This window comes from Sphingobium xenophagum, assembly GCF_031457465.1.
Classification (GTDB): domain Bacteria; phylum Pseudomonadota; class Alphaproteobacteria; order Sphingomonadales; family Sphingomonadaceae; genus Sphingobium; species Sphingobium xenophagum_A.
The window spans coordinates 32,803-52,412 of the sequence record NZ_JAVDWV010000018.1 but is presented as its reverse complement, the minus strand read 5'-3'; the positions used below and the strand labels follow the sequence as shown (position 1 = coordinate 52,412).

Sequence of the window (19,610 nt, the reverse complement as noted above, 5' to 3'; positions counted from 1 at the left end):
ATGGAGTGACCAATGCGCGCGCCCTTCGCCCTTATCGCCCTTGCGGCCCCGCTGGCGCTCAGCGCATGCGGCGACCCCGCGCCAAGCTATATCGACCAGGCCTGGGTGCGGCTGTCACCGAATAAGGAATCGCCCTCGGCCGGCTATTTCGTGGCGCATGGCGGGGATGCGGGCGTGCAGATACGCGGCGTGCTGACGGCCTATGCGGTCAAGGTGGAAATGCACGAAAGCGTGATGGAAAATGGCGTCATGACGATGAAGCCGATCGACAGCGTGGACGTGCCCGCCAAGGGCAAGGTCAGCTTTGCGCCCGGCGGCAAGCATCTGATGTTCTGGGGCATCAACGACACCGCGATCAATCAGGGCAAGATGGAACTGACCTTCCTGATGAGCGACGGCAAACGCCTGCTGGTGGACGCTGTGATCCGCAAGCCGGAAGCGGCGGGCGCACCTGCGGCGGCGCCGGCCAACGCGCATGAGGGACATTGAGCAGCCGTAGCCTGACGCCCGATGAAATTGCGCTTGCCCACGCTATGTTTGGGCGGGCGATCGCCTATGAGCGGGTACGGGTGCATAACCGCAAATGGTGGCCACTCCAGCCGCGCCGGGTCACCATGGCCCCAGATGGCCATCTATGGTTTCCGCCGGAGGGCGGCCTGTTCTGCGCCGATTTCTGCGAAAGCCCGCTGCATATCCAGGCGCATTTCATCCATGAAATGACCCATGTGTGGCAGGCGCAACGATCGGGCAAATGGTGGCTGCCGCTGATGCGCCACCCCTTTTGCCACTATGATTATGCGGTTCTACCGGGCAAGCCCTTCGCGCATTATGGCATCGAGCAGCAGGCCGAGATCGTGCGCCATGCGTTTCTGTTGCGGCAGGGTGTGGCGGTAGCGGGCAAGCCGGGGCTGGACGTTTATGAGGCGTTGCTGCCGTTCGGTTGAAGCGGCTACCAATATTTGGTAAGATGGTGACATGAGCAGCAAGACCACCTCCGTCGCCCTGGGCGACCATTTCCGCGAGTTCGCCGAACGCAAGGTCAGCGAAGGCCGCTACGGATCGACCAGCGAAGTAATCCGCGCGGGATTACGAATGCTGGAGTCGGAGGAGCAGAAGCTGGAAGCGCTGAGGGCTGCGATTCAGGAAGGGCTGGATAGCGGTCCTGGGCAAGAGTTTGACTTCGATGCATGGCTCGACCGACGTTTCCCGGTTAGCGAGTGAAACACCGCGCCCTTGTCTATTCGCCGCGCGCCTTGTCCGACCTTGAGGAGATTGGCATACGCAGCGAACGCGAATGGGGCAGAAAACAGACCCGATCCTATCTTGCCGCCATCAAGGAAACGGCCGGGAAATTGATATCCTTCCCTTCCCTGGGCATGGATTGCTCATTCCTTTCGCCCGATTTGCGCAAACGCCGATCCGGCAGCCACTTTCTTTTCTACCATATCCTGCCCGACGAGATTCTCATCGTGAGGATATTGCACGAGCGTATGGATTTTGAAGGCCATTTAACGGACCTTTAGCTCCATGAAAAAAGGCGGACCTTTCGGCCCGCCCTTTTCATCGTCATCCCTGATCGCGGATCAATAGACCCGCGCCTTGGGCTGCACATATTCGGCTTCGTCGGTCAGCGTGTAATCATGGACCGGGCGATAATCGAGCTTCACTTCGCCGCCCGAACCACCCCAGCCGTCGAACCAGCTGATCGTGTGCTTCATCCAGTTTTCGTCGTCGCGGTTCGGGAAATCCTCATGCGCGTGCGCGCCGCGGCTTTCCTTGCGGTTTTCCGCGCTGACCATGGTGCAGACCGCCTGCGACATGAGATTGTCCAGTTCCAGCGTCTCGACAAGGTCGGTGTTCCAGATCAGCGAGCGATCCGACACGCCAACATCCTGCATGCCCGCATAGACATTGTGCATCTTGTCGACGCCCTCGGCCAGCAGCGCGCTGTCGCGGAACACGGCGGCGTGCTTCTGCATCGTATGCTGCATTTCAAGGCGCAGCTTCGCGGTCGGCGTGCCGCCGGTCGCGTTGCGATATTTGTCGAGGCGGCTGAGCGCCAGGTCGGCAGCGTCCGATGCCAGCGGCTTGTGGCTGCCATTGGGCTTCAGATTGTCCTTGAGGAACAGACCCGTCGCCCGGCCGAACACGACCAGATCGATCAGCGAGTTGGAGCCGAGGCGGTTCGCGCCATGGACCGACACGCAAGCCGCTTCGCCGACCGCAAACAGGCCGGGGACCACGACTTCGGGATCGCCATCCTTCTTGGTCAGCACCTGGCCATGATAGTTACAGGGAATGCCGCCCATATTATAATGGACCGTCGGCGTGACGGGCAGCGGCTGTCGGGTCAGGTCGACACCGGCAAAAATCTTGCCGCTTTCGGTGATGCCCGGCAGGCGTTCGGCCAGCACCTTGGGATCAATATGATCAAGGTGCAGGAAGATATGATCCTTGTTCGGACCAACGCCGCGCCCTTCGCGCATTTCCATCGCCATCGACCGCGACACGACGTCGCGTGACGCCAGATCCTTGGCCGACGGGGCATAGCGTTCCATGAAACGCTCGCCTTCGGAGTTGGTGAGATAGCCACCCTCGCCGCGCGCGCCTTCGGTGATCAGCACGCCCGCGCCATAGATGCCGGTCGGGTGGAATTGCACGAATTCCAGATCTTGGAGCGGAAGCCCCGCGCGCAGCACCATGCCGCCGCCGTCGCCGGTGCAGCTATGCGCCGACGTGGCGGAGAAATAGGCGCGGCCATAGCCGCCCGTCGCCAGCACGACCGCATGCGCGCGAAAGCGATGGATCGAGCCATCTTCCATGCACAAAGCGATCACGCCGCGACATTCGCCATTTTCCATGATCAGGTCGATGGCGAAATATTCGATGTAGAAGTCCGCGTCATATTTCAGCGATTGCTGATAGAGCGCGTGAAGCATCGCGTGACCGGTACGGTCGGCGGCGGCGCAGGTACGCTGCACCGGCGGGCCAGCGCCCATATTCTGCATGTGACCGCCGAAGGGACGCTGATAGATCGTCCCATCCTCGTTGCGGCTGAACGGCACACCGGCATGTTCCAGCTCGATGACGGCAGCGGGCGCTTCACGCACCATATATTCGATCGCGTCCTGATCACCCAGCCAGTCCGACCCCTTGACGGTGTCGTACATGTGCCAGGTCCAGTGATCGGGCGAATTATTGCCAAGGCTGGCGGCAATACCGCCCTGCGCTGCAACCGTGTGGCTGCGCGTCGGGAACAGCTTGGTGATGCAGGCGGTCTTGAGGCCCGCTTCGGCGCTGCCCATGGTCGCGCGCAGGCCCGAACCGCCCGCGCCCACAACTACGGTGTCATAGGTGTGATCAATGATCTTGTAGGCTTGCGTCATTATTCAGCGACCCCCGTGAAGGCGATCTTGGCGATCGCGAAGACGCCTGCGGCCGCGCCGCCAAAGGCATAGAAATTGAGCAGCAGCATCGAGAGGAAGGCCAGTCCTTTGTCATGGACATAATCTTCCAGCATCACCTGCATGCCGAGGCGCAGATGCCAGAAGATGCTGACGATCATCAGCATCATCGGCACCGCGACCAGCGGGTTGGCGATCCACAGCACGACGCTTTCATAATCGAGGCCGGGCAGGCTGAGCAGGCTGAAGATCAGCCACAGCACCAGCAGCAGGTTACCGACGGCGGTGTAACGCTGCGCTAGCCAGTGATGCGCGCCATGCTTGGCAGATCCAAGCCCGCGGACGCGGCCGATACCAGTTCCGTTGCCCATCAGAAGCCCTTTCCGAAGATATAGAGCCACATCAGCGCGGTCACGATCAGCGACGCTGCGAAGGTTGCGAGCGACCAGCTCTTGTTGCTCTTAAGTTCATATCCCGCGCCGATATCGAGAACGAAATGGCGCAGGCCGGAGAAAAGATGCTGGAAGAAGAACCAGCTCAGGCCGATCATCACCAGATAGCCGATCGGCGACGTCGCGCAGGCGATAAAGGTGGCATAGGCTTCCGGCCCGGTCGCGGCGGCCATCAGCCACCAGATGAGGCCCAGCGCACCGGCCGTCGCCAGACCGTTGCCGGTCACGCGGTGGATGATGGAAACGGCCATGGCCGGTCCCCATTTCCAGATGGTCAAATGCGGCGAGAGCGGCCGGCTGTTGGATCGCGCCATATCTACCCTTGTCCCTGCTATATTCCTTGATCCCGCCCCCCTTAAGAGCGAACGCGAAGGAGGGCAAGCCGCACCGGGCATGGCTGCCCCAATGTCCGTGCCCAATCTCCATGCCATGGCCGGGGGCAATGATCATAAGAAGTGATTAACCAAAGCGCGCTAGGACAGCATGAGATTATCGTTCATCCCACCAACAGGGGCCGTCCAGCCATGTCGTCATTCGTCCCAACAGCGACCAGCACGTCGGATTTTCTGGCTGAAATCGACCCGGACGGCGCGCTCGCGCGCGACTTGCGGGAGACAGGCACGCTGATCCAGGCTGACCTGGCGAGCGTAGCATCGACCTTTTTCACGACCTATATGGCTGAAACAAGCTTGGAATCGCGGCTGAACGCTGCCGTCATCGCACGGATAGAGATCGAAGTCGCAGCCTATGTCGATCAGAAATTACTGCATTATCAGGACAATCGCTGGGCACAATCCGCCGCTGATTGCGTCCGCCATGCCCGTAAGCATGGAGTGCCGGTGCGATCCGTGCTGATTGCTGTGGGCAGGGCCAACCAACATATCATGGATCTCGTGTGGGATCGGTGCCGCGACGACGAACCGCGCAGCCGTCGCCTGATCCATAGCATCTTGCAAGTTTCGATGATCGACGCGGGCTTCATGAGCAATGTCATTGCCACCGATCAGGCCGAGGCTCAGCGCACCGAGCGGCAACGTTATGGCACCTTGTTCGAACAGCGGATCATGGGGGAACTGGACGGCGCGACTCAATTGGGCGAATCGCTACGCGAGCAGGCCAAGGATGCGTCCGCCGCCACCCGCGGGATGCTGGGCAAGGCGTCGGAAGTCGCCGCCGCCGCTGAACAGTCCGCGCTGGCGATGCGCGAAGCGGCACGTACCGCCGCCGGCCTTATCCGCGCGATCGACGATGCGCGCACCGAAGTCGAAGGCGCCGCCGACGTGGCGCAGCGGGCCGCGCAGCAGTCAGGCGATGCCGTTACCATGTCCGCGACTTTGTCAGACCATGCCAAATCGATCGAATCGATCCTGGGCCTGATCCGCGATATTGCCGGCCAAACCAATTTGCTGGCGCTCAACGCAACCATCGAAGCCGCCCGTGCGGGCGATGCCGGACGCGGCTTTGCCGTGGTGGCGCAGGAAGTGAAGAGCCTCGCCAACCAGACCGCGCGGGCCACCGACGAGATTGCGGGCAAGATCGCCGATATCCAAGCCTCGACCCGCCAATCGGTGGAAACCAATGAGCGCATCCGCGACACGGTGGGCGAAGTGCAGGCCAGCGCCGAACGCATCCGCCATGCCATGGACGCGCAGGCGCAGACCGTCACCATGATCACCGCCGCCGTCGATGAAACCGCGCTGGCCGCGGATTCCATGTCGACCACCATTTCGGCGATCCGCCAGGACACCGAAGTCGTCGCGTCGGAAATCGACCAGCTCGAACGCGGCTTCGTCAGCGTCGAGGGGAAACTCGCCAGCCTGCGCCATGCCTCGACGGACTTCGGGCGGCAGGTCGCCTGACACTCCATGTTGGTTCGTCATGCTGACGAAAGTCAGCATCCATGCGCGCTCCGTCTGTGAACACACATAAATAGAGCCAATGGATCCTGACTTTCGTCAGGATGACGCGGAGTTGGAGCATTTGCTGCGAACCGCTTTCCCTGCCCTTCCCGCTGCTCTAAAGGCGGCGGGATGAACGATGCTACATCCCCGGCGATCCAAAGCTGGAAAGTCACCCTGCCCTGCACCCGCGCCGAGGCCGAAGCGCTGGACGGGGATATTGCCGCCTTTGCGATGATGGACCGGCCGCCGGTGCTGATGACCAGCGAGGCGGAACCCGATGACGAGGATGCCTGGCGGCTCGACGCCTATTTCGAGGGCAAGCCCAGCCCCGCCGCGATCAAGCTGTTGCGGTCGATGGTGCCCAGCGCCGCGCGGATCAAGCCCGTCGTCGAAGCGCTGCCCGACGAGGATTGGGTGACGATCAGCCAGCAAGGGCTGGAGCCGGTCACGGCCGGACGCTTCCATGTCCGCAACCTCGCCAGCGATCCTGAACAGCCCGGCCAGGTCAACCTGCTGATCGCCGCCAGTCGCGCCTTTGGCACCGGCCAGCATGAAACGACGGCGGGTTGCCTCGCCATGCTCGACCGGATGCGGCGCGTGGGCATGCGGTTCGGCAATGTCGCCGATATCGGCACCGGCACCGGGCTGCTCGCCTTTGCCGCGTTGCACCTGTGGCCGCGCGCCTATGCTACCGCGTCGGACATTGATCCGGTCGCGGTCGAGATCAGCGCCGAGAATGCACTGGCCAATGGCATGACCGTCGGCCGGGGACAGGGCCAGGTCGCGCTCTATGCCGCCGCCGGGGTCGATCATGCCGCGATCATCACGCGCGCGCCCTATGACCTGCTGATCGCCAATATCCTGGCCGGGCCGCTGATCGAACTGGCCCCATCGCTCTGCGCGATGGTGGAGGAGGGCGGCACGATTCTGCTCGCGGGCCTGCTCAATGAACAGGTAGACTCCGTGCTGGCCGCCTACCGGGCGCAAGGGATGCGGCTGGCGGAGCGCGCCGACCGGGGCGACTGGCCGACGCTGCGGCTGCGCAAGCGGCCGGTGATCGGCTGGAAGCGCCCCCGCCGCCTCAACCCGGCCGCACGCGGCGAAGCGCCCGGTTTCGGTAGTATCTGACCCTTTAGGCTGGGATGATCAGAGCGCGTCGATCATCTCGGCCAGCACCGCCAGGCAATCCTTGCCCAATTGCATGGAGCGCGCGGGCGACCAGCCGGTTTCTGCGTCGGGCAGGTCGTCGTTATCCTTGAACGGCATTTCGAGCGTCATCGCCACCGCGCCGAATCGCTCGGCGATCTGGTTGGTGGACATGGCGAGGTTCGCGCGGCCTGCGCCCGCGACCGGATAGCCCAGGCGCGTCTGGAAATCGGGCGTGCGCGCCGCCAGCGTGTCGCGATAACGGTGATAGAGCGAGATTTGCCGGTCGGTGATCGAGGGAATGCCTTCGAACCCGGCGATGAACACGGCGGGAATGGCTTCGTCGCCATGCACGTCCATCGCGAAGTCCACGCCGGTCGCATCCATCGCGTCGCGGACCAGCAGCACTTCGGGGCTTCGTTCCATCGAGGGCGTGTGCCATTCGCGGTTGAGGTTCACCCCCACTGCATTGGTGCGCAAATGGCCCCGGCGGCTGCCATCGGGGTTCATATTGGGGACGAGGTGGATCGTCGCCTTCTGGCGCAGCAGCCGGGCGACGGCATCTTCCTCGTCGGTCAGCCGCTCCAGTGCGCCTTCCATCCACCATTGCGCCATCGATTCGCCAGGATGCTGGCGGGCATAGAGCCACACCTGCTTGGAGCCATCACCGATGGTCAGCAGGTCGATCGGCTGGCCATCCAGCGTCAGCCCCAGTTCGCGATGCGCGACGCCCGGCTGGCAGGCGGCAAAGGCGATCAGGTCATGGTGCCGCTCCATCGAATAAGGCGCGAAATAGGCGACCCACACGACATTGGCATCGCTTGCCAGCCGGATGGTCAGCGTGCCGTCGGCATAGCTGGTGTCGGCCTGGGTCCAGATTTCCCGGTCCTCGCTCACCCGTGCCTTATAATCCGCCCAGCCATCGGGATAGGCCGACCCGCCGCAATTGACGATTCGCAACTCCACTTCGCGGCCGGCGGCGCCTGCGACGCGGAAGTGGAACCATTGATAGAAATCGCTCTGATGATCGGTCACGATCTCCAGCTCGGCGCGCGCGCCGCCTGGCGTATCGGTGATGGAGAGGGTGCGAATATTGCCGCTGTCAAAGCCGCTGGAAATGGAAATGCTCATTTGACGGTTATAGTCCGGCCCGATTCGCCCGGATAGCCCCCGATCAACGCGCCAGCGAGCTTTTGTGCGGCGATGCCCGGCTGCGCGGCGGGCGTGCCCTGCCTCGCCTCGGTATAGGCGCGGCCCTCCCAGATGGTCGCCGAATCGGACCGGCGGCGCAGTTGCACATGCAATTGCGACGTCACAATATCCTTGGGCTTGCCCGACAGGTTGATGCCGACGCCGACACCCATGCCCGAAAAGCCACCGCTGCCGATGCCGCCGCCCATGCCGACGGTGACGGGGCGATCATTGCGCGCCTGGCCCGACGGGCGGAAGCTGCGCTGGAAACTGACCAATGCGACATAGTCGCTGCTTGCGCCCGCTGGCACGGTGGAAAAGCCCACCCGCTGCCATTCCTGCGCAATGGCAGCGGCATAGGTACGAAATTCAAGGCTGACATCCGCATTACCGGGCATCTCCTCTATCGCGACCGTGCCGGACCGGGCCGGGTCGCCGACATGGAATCGCGTCACTTCCACCGATGGCACGGCGGTCGCACAGGCGGCCAGTGGCAGGGCAAGGCAGGCGGCGAGGATCAGGCGCTTGGACATTGATTTCACTCCGAGGATACTTTCCACCGCTAAACGGCGCGGCAACCCTATTTCCCTCCAACGCGCAAAGCCATGAAGTTGCTGCATGGCCGATGAACAACGGCAAAAGAGCGCCCGCTGCCCTTGACTTTGGCCCGCCCCACCCATAGGGGCAGCGCTTCGATTTTCCATCACAGTCAGATTCACCAAGGGCCGATGCCATGAAGATCCGCAACTCGCTCAAGTCGCTCAAGGACCGCCACCGGGACAACCGCGTGATCCGTCGTCGCGGCCGCACCTACGTCATCAACAAGACCAACCGTCGCTTCAAAGCCCGCCAGGGCTAAGCAGTGCGGTCAGGATGGTGCCGTTTCCGGCGCTGTCCTAAGCCATCGGACGAACAAGTCCTTTCAGAGCGCCCGATCGAGCATGATCGGGCGCTCGATGCGTTTGTGCGCTGGGGTTGGGAATATGCGCGGTGTACTCCCCACCCCGTTCGGGCTGAGCCTGTCGAAGCCCCTTTCTTGTCAAAAAGTGGCCCTTCGACAAGCTCAGGGCGAACGGAAAAGGGTGATGTTCGCTACGCTTGAGCGGGTGTTGGTGCCCAGGTGCAAATCCCTCTCCCTTGAGGGAGAGGGCTGCGAAGACTTGGCAGCTTGCTGCCTAGGCGTAGCTGGGTGAGGGTGTAGCGCGCCAACGGCCACGCCGCACACCCTCATCCAACTCCGCCTAACCTCCCTGCGGTCGGTAAGGCTCCATATCCTTCTCCCTCAAGGGAGAAGGGCGGTTATTCCCGCCCCTTCAATTCATCGCCCTGCACCGCTGCGACATGCAGCACATTGGTCGATCCCGGCGTGCCGAAGGGGACGCCCGCCAGCACCACGATCTTGCCGCCCTTTTCCGCCATGCGATGCCGCAGCGCCATGCGCCGCGCCTTGCCGATCATTTCCTCGAACGTGCCGATATCCTTGGTGCGGATGGCGTACACGCCCCAGGTCAGCCCCAGCTTGCGCGCCGTGTCGGTGCGCGGGGTCAGCGCCAGGATCGGTGCGGAGGGCCGCTCGCGCGCGACGCGGCGCACCGTGCTGCCCGATGAGGTGAAGCAGGTGATGACGCTCGCGCCCACCACGGTCACGATATTGCCGGCCGCTTCGGCCAGCGCGTCGGCGGTGGTGGGATCGGGCTTCGTCTCGGTGAAGTGCAGCCGCGCCAGATAGCCCGGATCACGCTCGACGCTGTTGGCGATGCTGTCCATCATCGCGACCGCCTCGACCGGCCAGTCGCCCGCCGCCGTTTCCGCCGACAACATGATCGCGTCGGCCCCGTCATAGACCGCCGTCGCCACGTCCGACACTTCGGCGCGAGTCGGGGATGGTGACTTGATCATCGATTCGAGCATCTGCGTCGCGACGACCACCGGACGGCCCAGTCGCCGCGCGGTTGCGACGATCTGCTTCTGCAGCGGCGGCACCGATTCAGGCGGTAGTTCAACGCCCAGGTCGCCGCGCGCGACCATGACGCCATCGGCCATCTCGACGATTTCCTCCAGCCGCTGCACCGCCGACGGTTTTTCGATCTTGGCCATCAGCGATCCATGGCCGCCCATCAGCTTGCGTGCCTCGGCCAGATCTTCGGGCCGCTGCACAAAGCTGAGCGCGATCCAGTCGCACCCCTGCTCGATCGCGAAGCTCAGGTCACGCCGGTCCTTCTCGGTCAGCGCAGGCACGGGCACCACGACGTCGGGCACGTTCACGCCCTTGCGGTTGGATAAGGTGCCGCCAACCTCGACGATCGTGTCGATACGGTCTTCGGTGATCGCCTGCACCCGCAGCACCATCTTGCCATCGTCCAGCAACAGCCGGGTGCCCGGCACCAGCGCGGCATAGATTTCGGGATGGGGCAGGTTGACGCGGCGGGCGTCGCCCGGCGTTTCGTCGCGATCGAGGATGAAGGGCGCGCCCTTCTCCAATATCGCCAAGCCCTTTTCGAACGTGCCGACGCGCAGTTTCGGCCCCTGCAAATCGCCCAATATAGTGGTCGGCCGATGAAATTCATTTTCCAGTTCGCGGATGATGGCGATCCGCGCGGCATGATCCTCATGCGCGCCATGGCTCATATTGATGCGAAAGGCGTCGGCACCCGCGATGAACAGCGCGCGGATCATCTCCGCACTGTCGCTCGCAGGACCAAGCGTCGCAAGAATACGGACCTTGCGCGAGCGGGGCGGTAACTTCGTCATGTGTTCTCCTGGCCGTCATATGCGCTCCGCACTTGCCGGAGCGTCGTTATGGGGTATCCGTGCTGCACGACAGGATGATGTAGATCAGCGAAAGGGTTTCACGCCGATGAACGACACCATAGTCACAGATGAAGTTGCTGCAACCGCCTTCCGCCGGTTGGTGGCGCATTTGCAGCACCGCACCGACGTACAGAATATCGACCTGATGGGGCTGGCCGGCTTTTGCCGCAATTGCCTCGCCGACTGGATCGCCGAAGCGGACGGCACGCTGACGCGCGATGAAGCCCGCGAAATCATCCACGGCATGCCCTTTGCCCAGTGGAAGGACCAGCATCAGGGCGAGGCCACCCCGGAACAGATCGCCCGGATGAAAGAGAGTGTGGCGAAGAACGCCGACACTCACTAGGACGCCCCCCAACCGATTCACATTTCCTCTGGAGACATCATCCCATGACCGAACCCAACGTCGCCGCCGACCAGCTACGCCTCTTGATCGAGCGCATCGAACGGCTGGAAGAAGAAAAGAAGGGCATCGGCGACGACATCAAGGACGTCTATCTGGAAGCCAAGGCAACGGGTTACGATCCCAAGATTATGCGCCAGATCGTCCGCCTGCGTAAGATGCAGCCGCATGACCGGCAGGAAATGGAAGCCATCCTCCAGACCTATCTGTCCGCGCTGGGCATGGAGTAACGGTTAGCCCGTTCGCCCTGAGCTTGTCGAAGGGTTCCACTGAGCGTAGCGAAGTGCCTTCACTACGTTCAGGCCAAGGCTTCGACAGGCTCAGCCCGAACGGGATCAGAGGGAGAAGCCATCATGTCCGAGATCATCGTCAGCACCACCAGCCGCCTGGAAGGGCGACCGGCCAAGGAATATCTGGGCATCGTCACCGGCGAGGTGATCGTGGGGGCCAATCTGTTCCGCGATCTGTTCGCCAGCGTGCGCGACATCGTCGGTGGCCGGTCGGGCGCTTATGAGGACGTGCTGCAACGCGCCCGCGAACAGGCGATCGGCGAGATGCGGATGCGCGCGGCGACGCTGGGCGCCAATGCCGTCGTCGGCGTCGATCTCGACTATGAAGTGCTGGGTGCCAACGGGTCGATGCTGATGGTGTCGGCGTCGGGGACGGCGATCCTAGTGTAACATTGCGCACGGGCGCGCCGCTCGCTAGAGAGCGCGCTCGTGTTTCATCAGATAATGTCAGGAGAAGGCCGTGGCCGGCCATTCCAAATTCAAGAACATCATGCATCGCAAGGGCGCGCAGGACAAGAAGCGCTCCTCGATGTTCTCCAAGCTCAGCCGCGAAATCACCGTCGCGGCGAAGATGGGCATGCCCGATGTGGACATGAACCCGCGCCTGCGCCTGGCGGTCAATGCCGCCAAGGCCCAGTCCATGCCCAAGGACAACATCCAGCGCGCGATCGACAAGGCGATCGGCGGCGACACCGACAATTATGAAGAAGTGCGCTATGAGGGCTATGGCCCCGGCGGCGTCGCCATCATCGTCGAAGCGCTGACCGACAATCGCAATCGTACCGCGACCAATGTTCGCACCGCTTTCTCCAAAAATGGCGGCAATCTGGGCGCGTCGGGCGCGGTCAGCCATGGCTTCGACCGGGTCGGCCTGATCACCTATCCCGCCAGCGCGGGCGATGCCGAGACGATCTTCGAAGCGGCGCTCGAAGCCGGTGCTGAGGATGTTTCGTCCAACGACGACGAGCATGAAATCTGGACCGCGATGGACGCGCTGCATGAAGTGTCCAAGGCACTGGAAGCCAAGCTCGGCGAAGCGGAAGGCGCGAAACTCGCCTGGCGTCCGCAGACCACCACCGAAGTCGACGAAGCCAATGCCGCGACCTTGCTCAAGCTGGTCGATACGCTGGAAGATGATGATGACGTCCAGACCGTATGGGGCAATTATGAAGTGTCCGACGCGGTGATGGAGAAATTGGGTTGATCCCCTGCCCCTCTCCCCTTGGGGAGAGGGTTGCGCAGCCTTGGCGGCTTTGCCGCCTAGGCGAAGCTGGGAGAGGGGGTGCCGCCGCCAGCGATCATGGCACCGGGCTCCTGCCATGATTCTCCTCGGCCTCGACCCCGGATTGGGCACCACCGGCTGGGGCTTGATCGCCGCGGACGGCAACCGGCTCACCCACCTTGCCAATGGCCAGATCAAGACGGACAGCGCGATGCCGCTGGCGACGCGCCTGCTTGCGCTCGATCTTGCGCTCACGGACCTCATCCTCGAACATCGGCCCGATGGCGCGGCGGTCGAGGAGGTGTTCGTCAACGTCAATCCGCAATCGACGCTCAAACTGGGGCAGGCGCGTGGCGTGATCCTGCTCGGCGCGGCGCGGTCGGGCATGGAGGTGGGCGAATATGCCGCCCGGCTCGTCAAGAAATCGGTGGTCGGCGTCGGCAACGCATCGAAGGATCAGGTCCATGCGATGGTATCGCGGCTGTTGCCCGGCGTGAAGATCGCCGGGCCGGACGCGGCCGACGCGCTCGCGGTCGCGATCACCCACGCCCATCACCTTGCCAGCGCCCGGCGCATCCCGACCAAGTGACGGGCGCGGCCTGAATCGCCTCGTGCCCGCCTTCCAATGAGGACGACCCCTAGACTTGGTTCCCCGGCGAAGGCCGGGGTCCAGTTCCACGCTCTGAACTGGACCCCGGCCTTCGCCGGGGAACAGCATCTATAGGTTCTCACCAACGCTTTTGGGTACTACTGCCAGTCGAACGTCAGCGGTGCCTCACGGAAGGCGAAGCGGTCGAGATGGTCAGCGACCACCTGCTTGAAGCGCTCGACATCAGCGTCAGCCTTGGGCTCGATCGTCACCACCAACGCCTCCGGCTCAGCCTTCATGCGGATCGGTCCCATCGGAAAGGGAATGACGCCCTGCTCGGCGTCGAACGTCACGTCGAACTTGTGGCTCCAATGTTTGCAGAGCTGTTGGAGATAGCGGCTGGCATTGGGGGTGGGGACGTGGGCTGTCAGGGTCATGTCAGAGCCTTTCGATCTTGGTGGCGGCTTCGTCGATCAGGGACGCGACATCGAACATGGTCTGCTTGTCTGCCCCTTCCTTCTCCAGCCGGTGGTGGATGGCCATGCGCAGATTATGCAGCGCCCGGCGCACCGGCGCGCCATCGGTGCGTTCGGCCTTTTGCGCCAGCGATGCGATCCGCTCCATGACCAGCGTCAGGGCGTCGCCATTGTCGGCGAGATAGGCAGTGCCCTCGTCGGTAATGGCGAACAATTTGCGGCTGCCCTGCCCCGGCTGTTCAGCGATCAGGTCCATGTCGGCCAACAGCGTCAGCGTAGGGTAAACGACGCCGGGGCTGGGCGCATAAACCTCGCCCGACAGGCTCTGGATCTCGCGGATCAGGTCATAGCCGTGGCGCGGCGCATCCGCGATCAGCTTGAGCAGGATCAGCTTGAGCGCGTCATTGTCGAACAGCCGCCGACGACCGCCGCCCCGCCCGCCGCCGCCGGGCGCGCCATCGCCAAAGGGACCGCCGCGGCCCCGGCCAAAGCCGCGCCCTTCTGCGCCATCCGGGCTGAGAAATCGGCCATGGCCGTGGTGAGGACGGCCATGGCCGCCATGTGTGTGGTTGAAGTGCATTGCATGTCTTTCAGTCTGTTTCATGATGTATTGCGATATATCTTAAAAATCCTGACCGTCAAGGGTTGCGATATATCTTATTTGCATCTTTCCCATATTCAGACAGCAAAATGCCCGCCCGGCGTGAGCCGGACGGGCATTTTGAAGGCAATGGCCCTTATAGGGCGTCGCTTGCTATGACGCTTAGTCCGGCGCCTTTGCCACGCTGACCAGCGCCGGGCGCAGCAGCCGGTCCTTGATCATATAACCCGCCTGCATCTCGATCAGGATCGTGCCGGGCGCGGCATCGGCCGACGGGGTTTCCATCATCGCCTGATGCTTGTTGGGGTCGAGCGGCTGGCCCACGGACTCGATCTTGCTGATGCCGTTGCGGCCGAACACTGCTTCCAGTTCGCGGCCGGTGGCTTCCAGGCCCGCGACCAGCCCCTTGAACTTCTCATCCTCGCGCAATTCGGCGGGGATCGCCGCCAGCGCGCGGGACAGATTGTCGGCCACCGACAAAATATCGCGGGCAAAGGCCGTCGCGGCATAGGCGCGCGCGTCGATCAGCTCCTTTTCCAGCCGCCGCCGCACATTTTGCGTATCGGCATGGGCGTAGAGAATATCCTGCTTGGCGGTGGCGAGTTCCGCTTCCAGCGCGGCGATGCGCTCCCCCTGGTCATCGGCCACGGGCGCATCCTCCTCCGGCAATTGATCCACGACTTCGGTATTTTCGACGTTCAAATTGTCTTCGCTCATCTCATCAATCTCGACAGCGTTTGTGCAGTGAAATCCACCATGGGGATCACGCGGGCATAGTTCAAGCGCGTGGGGCCGATCACGCCGACCACGCCGACCACCCGGCCGTCCGCGCCACGATAGGGCGCGGCTATGACCGAAGAACCCGACAGGGAAAAGAGCTTGTTTTCCGATCCGATGAAGATTTTGGTCGCGCTGCCCGCCAGCGCGCTCTCCAACAGGCGCGAAATTTCCTGCTTCCCCTCCAACTGTTCCAGCAATTGCCGCACCCGTTCGAGGTCGGCGGCAGTGCCGTCGTCGATCAAATGCGCCTGCCCCCGCACGATCAGCACGGGCCGGTCATCGGCATCATGCGACCAGATAGCGATGCCGCGTTCCACCAGCTCGCGCGCCGCGCCATCAAGCGCGCTGCGTTCGCTCTCCAACTCGCGCGCCAGCATGTCGCCCGCCTGCCGCAACGTCATGCCGGCAAAGCGCGCCGACATGAAATTCGCCGCTTCATTGAGCATCGACGGGGTGACGGCGGGCGGCAGGTCCAGCACGCGATTTTCCACCGATCCGTCCTGCCCGACCAGCACGGCCAAAGCCTGCCGGTCGTTCAGGGGCACGAAACCGAACTGGCGCAACACCGGCTCGCGCCGCGGCACCATGACGATGCCCGCGCAGGCCGACAGGCCCGACAGCGCCGCCGTCGCCGCCGACAAGGCTTCCTCGATCGGCCCGCTTTCGGCGAGGCCCGCCTCGATCGCGCGTCGTTCTTCCGCCGATGGCTCGGCCGCCTGCATCATCCCGTCGACGAACAGCCGCAGCCCCGTCTCGGTCGGCATCCGCCCGGCCGAGGCATGGGGCGCGGCGAGCAGGCCGAGTTCCTCCAGATCCTGCATCACGTTGCGGATCGACGCGGGCGACAGGTTGAGCGTCGCTAGTTTGCTGATGGTGCGCGAGCCGACCGGCAGGCCGGTGCCGAGATAGCCCTCCACCACCAGGCGAAAAACGTCGCGCGCGCGGTCGTTCAGTTCGGATATGGGGGTGATCGACATGCTTATGATGTAAGCGCCCGACGCGACATGCTCAAGATGGCAGCCCGTGCGCCGTTCATGGCGTCACCGCCTTGGGATTGAGCATATGCTCCACATCGAGAATCCGGGGCACCGACGCGATCGCCACGCGCAACGGGCCGTAGCGCGCATCCATGCAGCCCGATTGATATTCCAGCCGGGTCGGTGCCTGTCCCGGCCGCGTCCATTCGATCACATAACCGGGCAGGTCCGTCGCGAACCGCTCGCAGTCAGCGCCCTGGGCGATCTTGCGGATCGTCCCTGCCGCTGGACGATGGGGAGCCAGCGTCGCCACCAGCCGCCGATATTGGGCCGGTGTCACCGTGAACCGGGTCGGTCCCGGCACAGAGGTAAAACGCTGCGGCTCCAGCAGCCCGGCCCCGTCGGGGGAGACATGCAGGCTATAGGTCGGGCAACTGCCAAAGCAGCGCCCGGCCGTAAAACGGATCACGTCGCCCGCTGCCCTGGGCGGCTCCAGCCCCGGTTCGACCGTGGCGCATCCTGCCAGCAGCAGCGGCAGCGCGATCAACATTCTCTTCCTCATAGCCTCTCTTACCCACTTATTGTCGTCATGACACTGGCAACACACGCCGCCGGGCGCTAAGCGCCGTCACCATATCGTTTTGGAGAAATATTATGCGTCCTTCCGGCCGCGCGCCCGACCAGATGCGCGACATCACCATGGAGCCAGGCTTCACCATCCATGCCGAGGGCAGTTGTCTCATCAGCTTCGGCGATACGCGCGTGCTATGCACCGCGTCGGTCGAAGAGAAGGTGCCGCCCTTCCTGCGCGGCAAGGGGTCGGGCTGGGTCACGGCCGAATATGGCATGTTGCCCCGCGCCACCCATACGCGCGGCAGCCGTGAAGCCGCCAAGGGCAAGCAGTCGGGCCGTACCCAGGAAATTCAGCGCCTGATCGGCCGCTCGCTGCGCACCGTCGTGGACATGAAGAAGCTCGGCGAACGTCAGATCGTGATCGATTGCGACGTGATCCAGGCCGATGGCGGCACCCGCACGGCGGCCATTTCCGGTAGCTGGGTTGCGTTGCGCATCGCGGTGGACAAGCTGATGGCATCGGGCGCGCTCAAGGAAGACCCGATCATCCAGAAGGTCGCGGCGATCAGCTGCGGCATCTACAACGGCACCCCCGTCCTCGACCTCGATTATGCCGAGGACAGCAACGCCGAAACCGACGCCAACCTGATCCTGACCGGCGACGGCAAGTTCGCCGAAGTCCAGGCGACCGCCGAGGGCGCCGCCTATGACGAGGAAGAACTGCTCCGCCTCCTGCGCCTCGCGCGCATCGGCTGCGCGAAGATCTTCGCCGCGCAGGATGTCGCCACGGGGCGGTAATCCCCACAAGCGTTGCAACTAGGCCGTGCTCCTGCAAAAGCAGGAGCCTAGGGTTCGGGGCACCGCGCATGGTGCCCTGGGTTCCTGCTTTCGCAGGAACACGCGATGATAGGGTAGTGCAGAATGACCGACCAATTCGGACAGGAACAGGCAATCCGCAAGCTCGCCCCCGGCAAGCTGGTGATCGCCAGCCATAATGCCGGCAAGGTACGCGAAATCGCCGCTTTGCTCGGCCCCTATGGGATCGAACCGATCTCGGCCGCGTCGCTCGACCTGCCCGAACCGGAGGAAACCGGCACCACCTTCATCGCCAATGCGGAACTCAAGGCGATGCAGGCCGCCGACCTGTCCGGCCTGCCCGCGCTTGCCGACGATAGCGGCCTGTGCGTCGAGGCGCTGGGCGGCGATCCCGGCCTCTTCTCCGCGCGCTGGGCGGGCGAGTCCAAGGACTTCGCGCTCGCCATGCAAAAAGTGTGGGACGGAATCGAAGCCAAAGGACCGGATGCGGGCCATGACGCCCATTTCATCTGCGCCCTCGCCCTCGCCTGGCCCGACGGCCATATCCAGGCGTTCGAGGGCCGGGTCGATGGCACGCTTGTCTGGCCACCGCGCGGGGACAAGGGTTTTGGCTATGACCCGATGTTCGTGCCACTCGGCCACGACATTAGCTTCGGCGAAATGGACCCAGACGCCAAGCACGCCATGAGCCATCGCGCCGATGCCTTCCGGCAACTGGTCGCGGCGACATTCTGACGATGCCGCGCACCGGCCTGGCGTTCGCCACGCCGACTGCCCCCGACCCGCAAGCGCTCTATATCCATTGGCCCTTCTGCGTGTCGAAATGCCCCTATTGCGACTTCAACAGCCATGTTCGCGACGGCGTGGATATCGACGCATGGCGCGGCGCGTTGCTCGCCGACATGGCCTATGAGGCGGCGCTGACCGGCGGCCGTGCGCTCTCATCGATATTCTTCGGCGGCGGCACGCCGTCCTTGATGCCGCCCGCCTTGGTCGAAACGCTGATCGCCGCCGCGCAGGCTCATTGGGGTTTCGCCCCCGATATCGAGATCACGCTGGAGGCCAACCCCAATTCGGTCGAGGCCGCGCGCTTTGCCGATCTGGCCGCTGCCGGGATCAACCGCGTCTCGCTCGGCCTGCAGGCGCTGGAGGATGAGGCGCTGCATTTCCTCGGCCGCGCGCATGACGTCGCCGAAGGGCTGGCCGCGCTCGCCACCGCGCAATCGGTGTTCGACCGGGCCAGTTTCGACCTCATCTACGCCCGCCCCGGCCAGAGCGAGGCCGACTGGGAAGCCGAACTCACCCGCGCCCTGGCGTTCGGGACTGGTCACCTCTCGCTCTATCAACTGACCATCGAGCCGGGCACCCGCTTCGCCACGCTCGTCGCGCAGGGCAAGTTGACCCCCGCCGATCCCGATCATGGCGCGACCCTTTATGAACTGACGCAGGCGATGACGACGGCGGCGGGCATCCCCGCCTATGAGATCAGCAACCACGCCCGCGCCGGGCAGCAGAGCCGCCACAATCTCGTTTACTGGCGCTATGGCGACTATATCGGCATCGGCCCCGGCGCGCATGGACGGCGCGGTGGCATGGCGACGCAACGCCACCGCAAGCCCGAAAACTGGATCGGCGCGGTCGCCCGCAACGGCCATGGCAGCCAGAGCGAGGATGTATTGGGGAGCGAAGACCGCGCCCGCGAAGCGCTGTTGATGGGCCTGCGCCTGCATGAAGGCGTGGACCTGGCCCGCATCGCGGCGCAGTCGGGGGTCGCCCTATCGCGGCTGGTGGATGACCGCGCCATCGCCCAACTGACGGAGATCGACCTTCTCCGCCACCACGGCACCCACTTGCAGGTCACCCCCGCAGGGCTACTCCTGCTCGACGCGATCCTGCCGCAAGTGGTCGCGATTTAGAAACCGGGCCAACGCAAACCCCGTTCGTTTCGAGCGAAGTCGAGAAACGCCACACACAGGTT

Annotated in this window: 26 protein-coding genes; 15 read left to right on the top strand and 11 right to left on the bottom strand. The window is 63.7% G+C overall.

The window, feature by feature from the left end; genetic code table 11:
* Positions 1–12: 12 nt before the first annotated feature.
* Genes J2W40_RS17295 through J2W40_RS17280 form a run of 4 tightly spaced genes read left to right on the top strand, consistent with a single transcriptional unit; the run spans position 13 to position 1,523 of the window.
* Complete coding sequence (locus tag J2W40_RS17295) at positions 13–489, top strand: copper chaperone PCu(A)C (RefSeq protein WP_310227131.1); 477 nt, start codon at positions 13–15, stop codon at positions 487–489.
* Entirely contained in the window at positions 486–944 is a 459-nt protein-coding gene (locus J2W40_RS17290; protein WP_310227129.1) for a vgr related protein, read from the top strand. Before J2W40_RS17295 ends, J2W40_RS17290 begins: the two co-directional genes overlap by 4 nt.
* 31 nt (positions 945–975) lie before the next feature.
* Positions 976–1,221: a type II toxin-antitoxin system ParD family antitoxin gene (locus J2W40_RS17285; protein ID WP_096062600.1), complete on the top strand. Its 246-nt coding sequence runs from the start codon at positions 976–978 to the stop codon at positions 1,219–1,221.
* Positions 1,218–1,523, top strand: a complete 306-nt coding sequence (locus tag J2W40_RS17280) for a type II toxin-antitoxin system RelE/ParE family toxin (RefSeq protein WP_310227126.1) — start codon at positions 1,218–1,220, stop codon at positions 1,521–1,523. The genes J2W40_RS17285 and J2W40_RS17280 overlap by 4 nt, the downstream gene beginning before the upstream one ends.
* Before the next feature lie 60 nt (positions 1,524–1,583).
* Here J2W40_RS17280 and sdhA read toward each other — a convergent pair whose 3' ends face one another.
* Genes sdhA through sdhC form a run of 3 tightly spaced genes read right to left on the bottom strand, consistent with a single transcriptional unit; the run spans position 1,584 to position 4,170 of the window.
* Entirely contained in the window at positions 1,584–3,386 is a 1,803-nt protein-coding gene (gene sdhA, locus J2W40_RS17275) for a succinate dehydrogenase flavoprotein subunit (protein WP_043151571.1), read from the bottom strand.
* Positions 3,386–3,775: a succinate dehydrogenase, hydrophobic membrane anchor protein gene (gene sdhD, locus J2W40_RS17270; RefSeq protein WP_310227124.1), complete on the bottom strand. Its 390-nt coding sequence runs from the start codon at positions 3,773–3,775 to the stop codon at positions 3,386–3,388. The genes sdhA and sdhD overlap by 1 nt, the downstream gene beginning before the upstream one ends.
* Positions 3,775–4,170: a succinate dehydrogenase, cytochrome b556 subunit gene (sdhC, locus tag J2W40_RS17265; RefSeq protein ID WP_310227123.1), complete on the bottom strand. Its 396-nt coding sequence runs from the start codon at positions 4,168–4,170 to the stop codon at positions 3,775–3,777. The genes sdhD and sdhC overlap by 1 nt, the downstream gene beginning before the upstream one ends.
* Before the next feature lie 210 nt (positions 4,171–4,380).
* Between sdhC and J2W40_RS17260 the strand changes: the two genes are divergently transcribed.
* Positions 4,381–5,715 (top strand): methyl-accepting chemotaxis protein, encoded by a 1,335-nt coding sequence (locus tag J2W40_RS17260; protein WP_310227122.1) that lies wholly within the window; start codon positions 4,381–4,383, stop codon positions 5,713–5,715.
* A 171-nt stretch (positions 5,716–5,886) separates the two neighbouring features.
* Positions 5,887–6,885: a 50S ribosomal protein L11 methyltransferase gene (locus J2W40_RS17255; protein ID WP_310227120.1), complete on the top strand. Its 999-nt coding sequence runs from the start codon at positions 5,887–5,889 to the stop codon at positions 6,883–6,885.
* An 18-nt stretch (positions 6,886–6,903) separates the two neighbouring features.
* Here the strand turns inward: J2W40_RS17255 and J2W40_RS17250 are convergent, their stop codons facing one another.
* Complete coding sequence (locus J2W40_RS17250; protein WP_310227118.1) at positions 6,904–8,034, bottom strand: M14 family metallopeptidase; 1,131 nt, start codon at positions 8,032–8,034, stop codon at positions 6,904–6,906.
* The gene (locus J2W40_RS17245; RefSeq protein WP_310227116.1) at positions 8,031–8,627 is read right to left on the bottom strand and encodes a hypothetical protein; all 597 of its coding nucleotides are present in this window, start codon (positions 8,625–8,627) and stop codon (positions 8,031–8,033) included. Before J2W40_RS17245 ends, J2W40_RS17250 begins: the two co-directional genes overlap by 4 nt.
* Before the next feature lie 200 nt (positions 8,628–8,827).
* Here J2W40_RS17245 and ykgO point away from each other — a divergent pair, with 200 nt between their 5' ends.
* Positions 8,828–8,953: a type B 50S ribosomal protein L36 gene (gene ykgO, locus J2W40_RS17240; RefSeq protein WP_003046794.1), complete on the top strand. Its 126-nt coding sequence runs from the start codon at positions 8,828–8,830 to the stop codon at positions 8,951–8,953.
* Between the two features lie 440 nt (positions 8,954–9,393).
* Here ykgO and pyk read toward each other — a convergent pair whose 3' ends face one another.
* Complete coding sequence (gene pyk, locus J2W40_RS17235) at positions 9,394–10,845, bottom strand: pyruvate kinase (protein WP_310227114.1); 1,452 nt, start codon at positions 10,843–10,845, stop codon at positions 9,394–9,396.
* Between the two features lie 106 nt (positions 10,846–10,951).
* On the opposite strand from pyk, the gene J2W40_RS17230 reads away from it, so the two are divergent.
* The 5 genes from J2W40_RS17230 to ruvC all read left to right on the top strand — a co-directional run bounded on the left by J2W40_RS17230 (position 10,952) and on the right by ruvC (position 13,409).
* Entirely contained in the window at positions 10,952–11,251 is a 300-nt protein-coding gene (locus tag J2W40_RS17230; protein WP_310227112.1) for a DUF1244 domain-containing protein, read from the top strand.
* Positions 11,252–11,295: 44 nt separating this feature from the next.
* Entirely contained in the window at positions 11,296–11,538 is a 243-nt protein-coding gene (locus tag J2W40_RS17225; protein WP_006956223.1) for a DUF2312 domain-containing protein, read from the top strand.
* 123 nt (positions 11,539–11,661) lie between these two features.
* Entirely contained in the window at positions 11,662–11,988 is a 327-nt protein-coding gene (locus J2W40_RS17220; RefSeq protein WP_171899206.1) for a heavy metal-binding domain-containing protein, read from the top strand.
* Positions 11,989–12,058: 70 nt separating this feature from the next.
* A complete protein-coding gene (locus tag J2W40_RS17215) occupies positions 12,059–12,802 on the top strand; it encodes a YebC/PmpR family DNA-binding transcriptional regulator (protein WP_310227108.1) in 744 nt (247 codons plus the stop codon).
* Positions 12,803–12,917: 115 nt separating this feature from the next.
* Complete coding sequence (ruvC, locus tag J2W40_RS17210; protein ID WP_310227106.1) at positions 12,918–13,409, top strand: crossover junction endodeoxyribonuclease RuvC; 492 nt, start codon at positions 12,918–12,920, stop codon at positions 13,407–13,409.
* A gap of 158 nt (positions 13,410–13,567) precedes the next feature.
* Here the strand turns inward: ruvC and J2W40_RS17205 are convergent, their stop codons facing one another.
* The 5 genes from J2W40_RS17205 to J2W40_RS17185 all read right to left on the bottom strand — a co-directional run bounded on the left by J2W40_RS17205 (position 13,568) and on the right by J2W40_RS17185 (position 16,805).
* Entirely contained in the window at positions 13,568–13,846 is a 279-nt protein-coding gene (locus J2W40_RS17205) for a DUF2218 domain-containing protein (RefSeq protein ID WP_310227104.1), read from the bottom strand.
* 1 nt (position 13,847) lies between these two features.
* Complete coding sequence (locus tag J2W40_RS17200; RefSeq protein WP_310227102.1) at positions 13,848–14,489, bottom strand: PadR family transcriptional regulator; 642 nt, start codon at positions 14,487–14,489, stop codon at positions 13,848–13,850.
* 159 nt (positions 14,490–14,648) lie between these two features.
* Entirely contained in the window at positions 14,649–15,203 is a 555-nt protein-coding gene (gene grpE, locus J2W40_RS17195; RefSeq protein ID WP_310227101.1) for a nucleotide exchange factor GrpE, read from the bottom strand.
* Positions 15,200–16,243 carry a heat-inducible transcriptional repressor HrcA gene (gene hrcA / locus J2W40_RS17190; protein ID WP_310227099.1) on the bottom strand — a complete coding sequence of 348 codons (1,044 nt, stop codon included), beginning with the start codon at positions 16,241–16,243 and terminating at the stop codon, positions 15,200–15,202. Before hrcA ends, grpE begins: the two co-directional genes overlap by 4 nt.
* A 55-nt stretch (positions 16,244–16,298) precedes the next feature.
* Positions 16,299–16,805 carry a DUF6438 domain-containing protein gene (locus tag J2W40_RS17185; protein ID WP_310227097.1) on the bottom strand — a complete coding sequence of 169 codons (507 nt, stop codon included), beginning with the start codon at positions 16,803–16,805 and terminating at the stop codon, positions 16,299–16,301.
* 92 nt (positions 16,806–16,897) lie between these two features.
* Here J2W40_RS17185 and rph point away from each other — a divergent pair, with 92 nt between their 5' ends.
* The 3 genes from rph to hemW all read left to right on the top strand — a co-directional run bounded on the left by rph (position 16,898) and on the right by hemW (position 19,548).
* A complete protein-coding gene (rph, locus tag J2W40_RS17180; protein ID WP_037472629.1) occupies positions 16,898–17,614 on the top strand; it encodes a ribonuclease PH in 717 nt (238 codons plus the stop codon).
* Positions 17,615–17,737: 123 nt separating this feature from the next.
* Complete coding sequence (gene rdgB / locus J2W40_RS17175; RefSeq protein WP_310227095.1) at positions 17,738–18,367, top strand: RdgB/HAM1 family non-canonical purine NTP pyrophosphatase; 630 nt, start codon at positions 17,738–17,740, stop codon at positions 18,365–18,367.
* Between the two features lie 2 nt (positions 18,368–18,369).
* The gene (gene hemW, locus J2W40_RS17170) at positions 18,370–19,548 is read left to right on the top strand and encodes a radical SAM family heme chaperone HemW (RefSeq protein WP_310227093.1); all 1,179 of its coding nucleotides are present in this window, start codon (positions 18,370–18,372) and stop codon (positions 19,546–19,548) included.
* Positions 19,549–19,610: the final 62 nt, after the last annotated feature.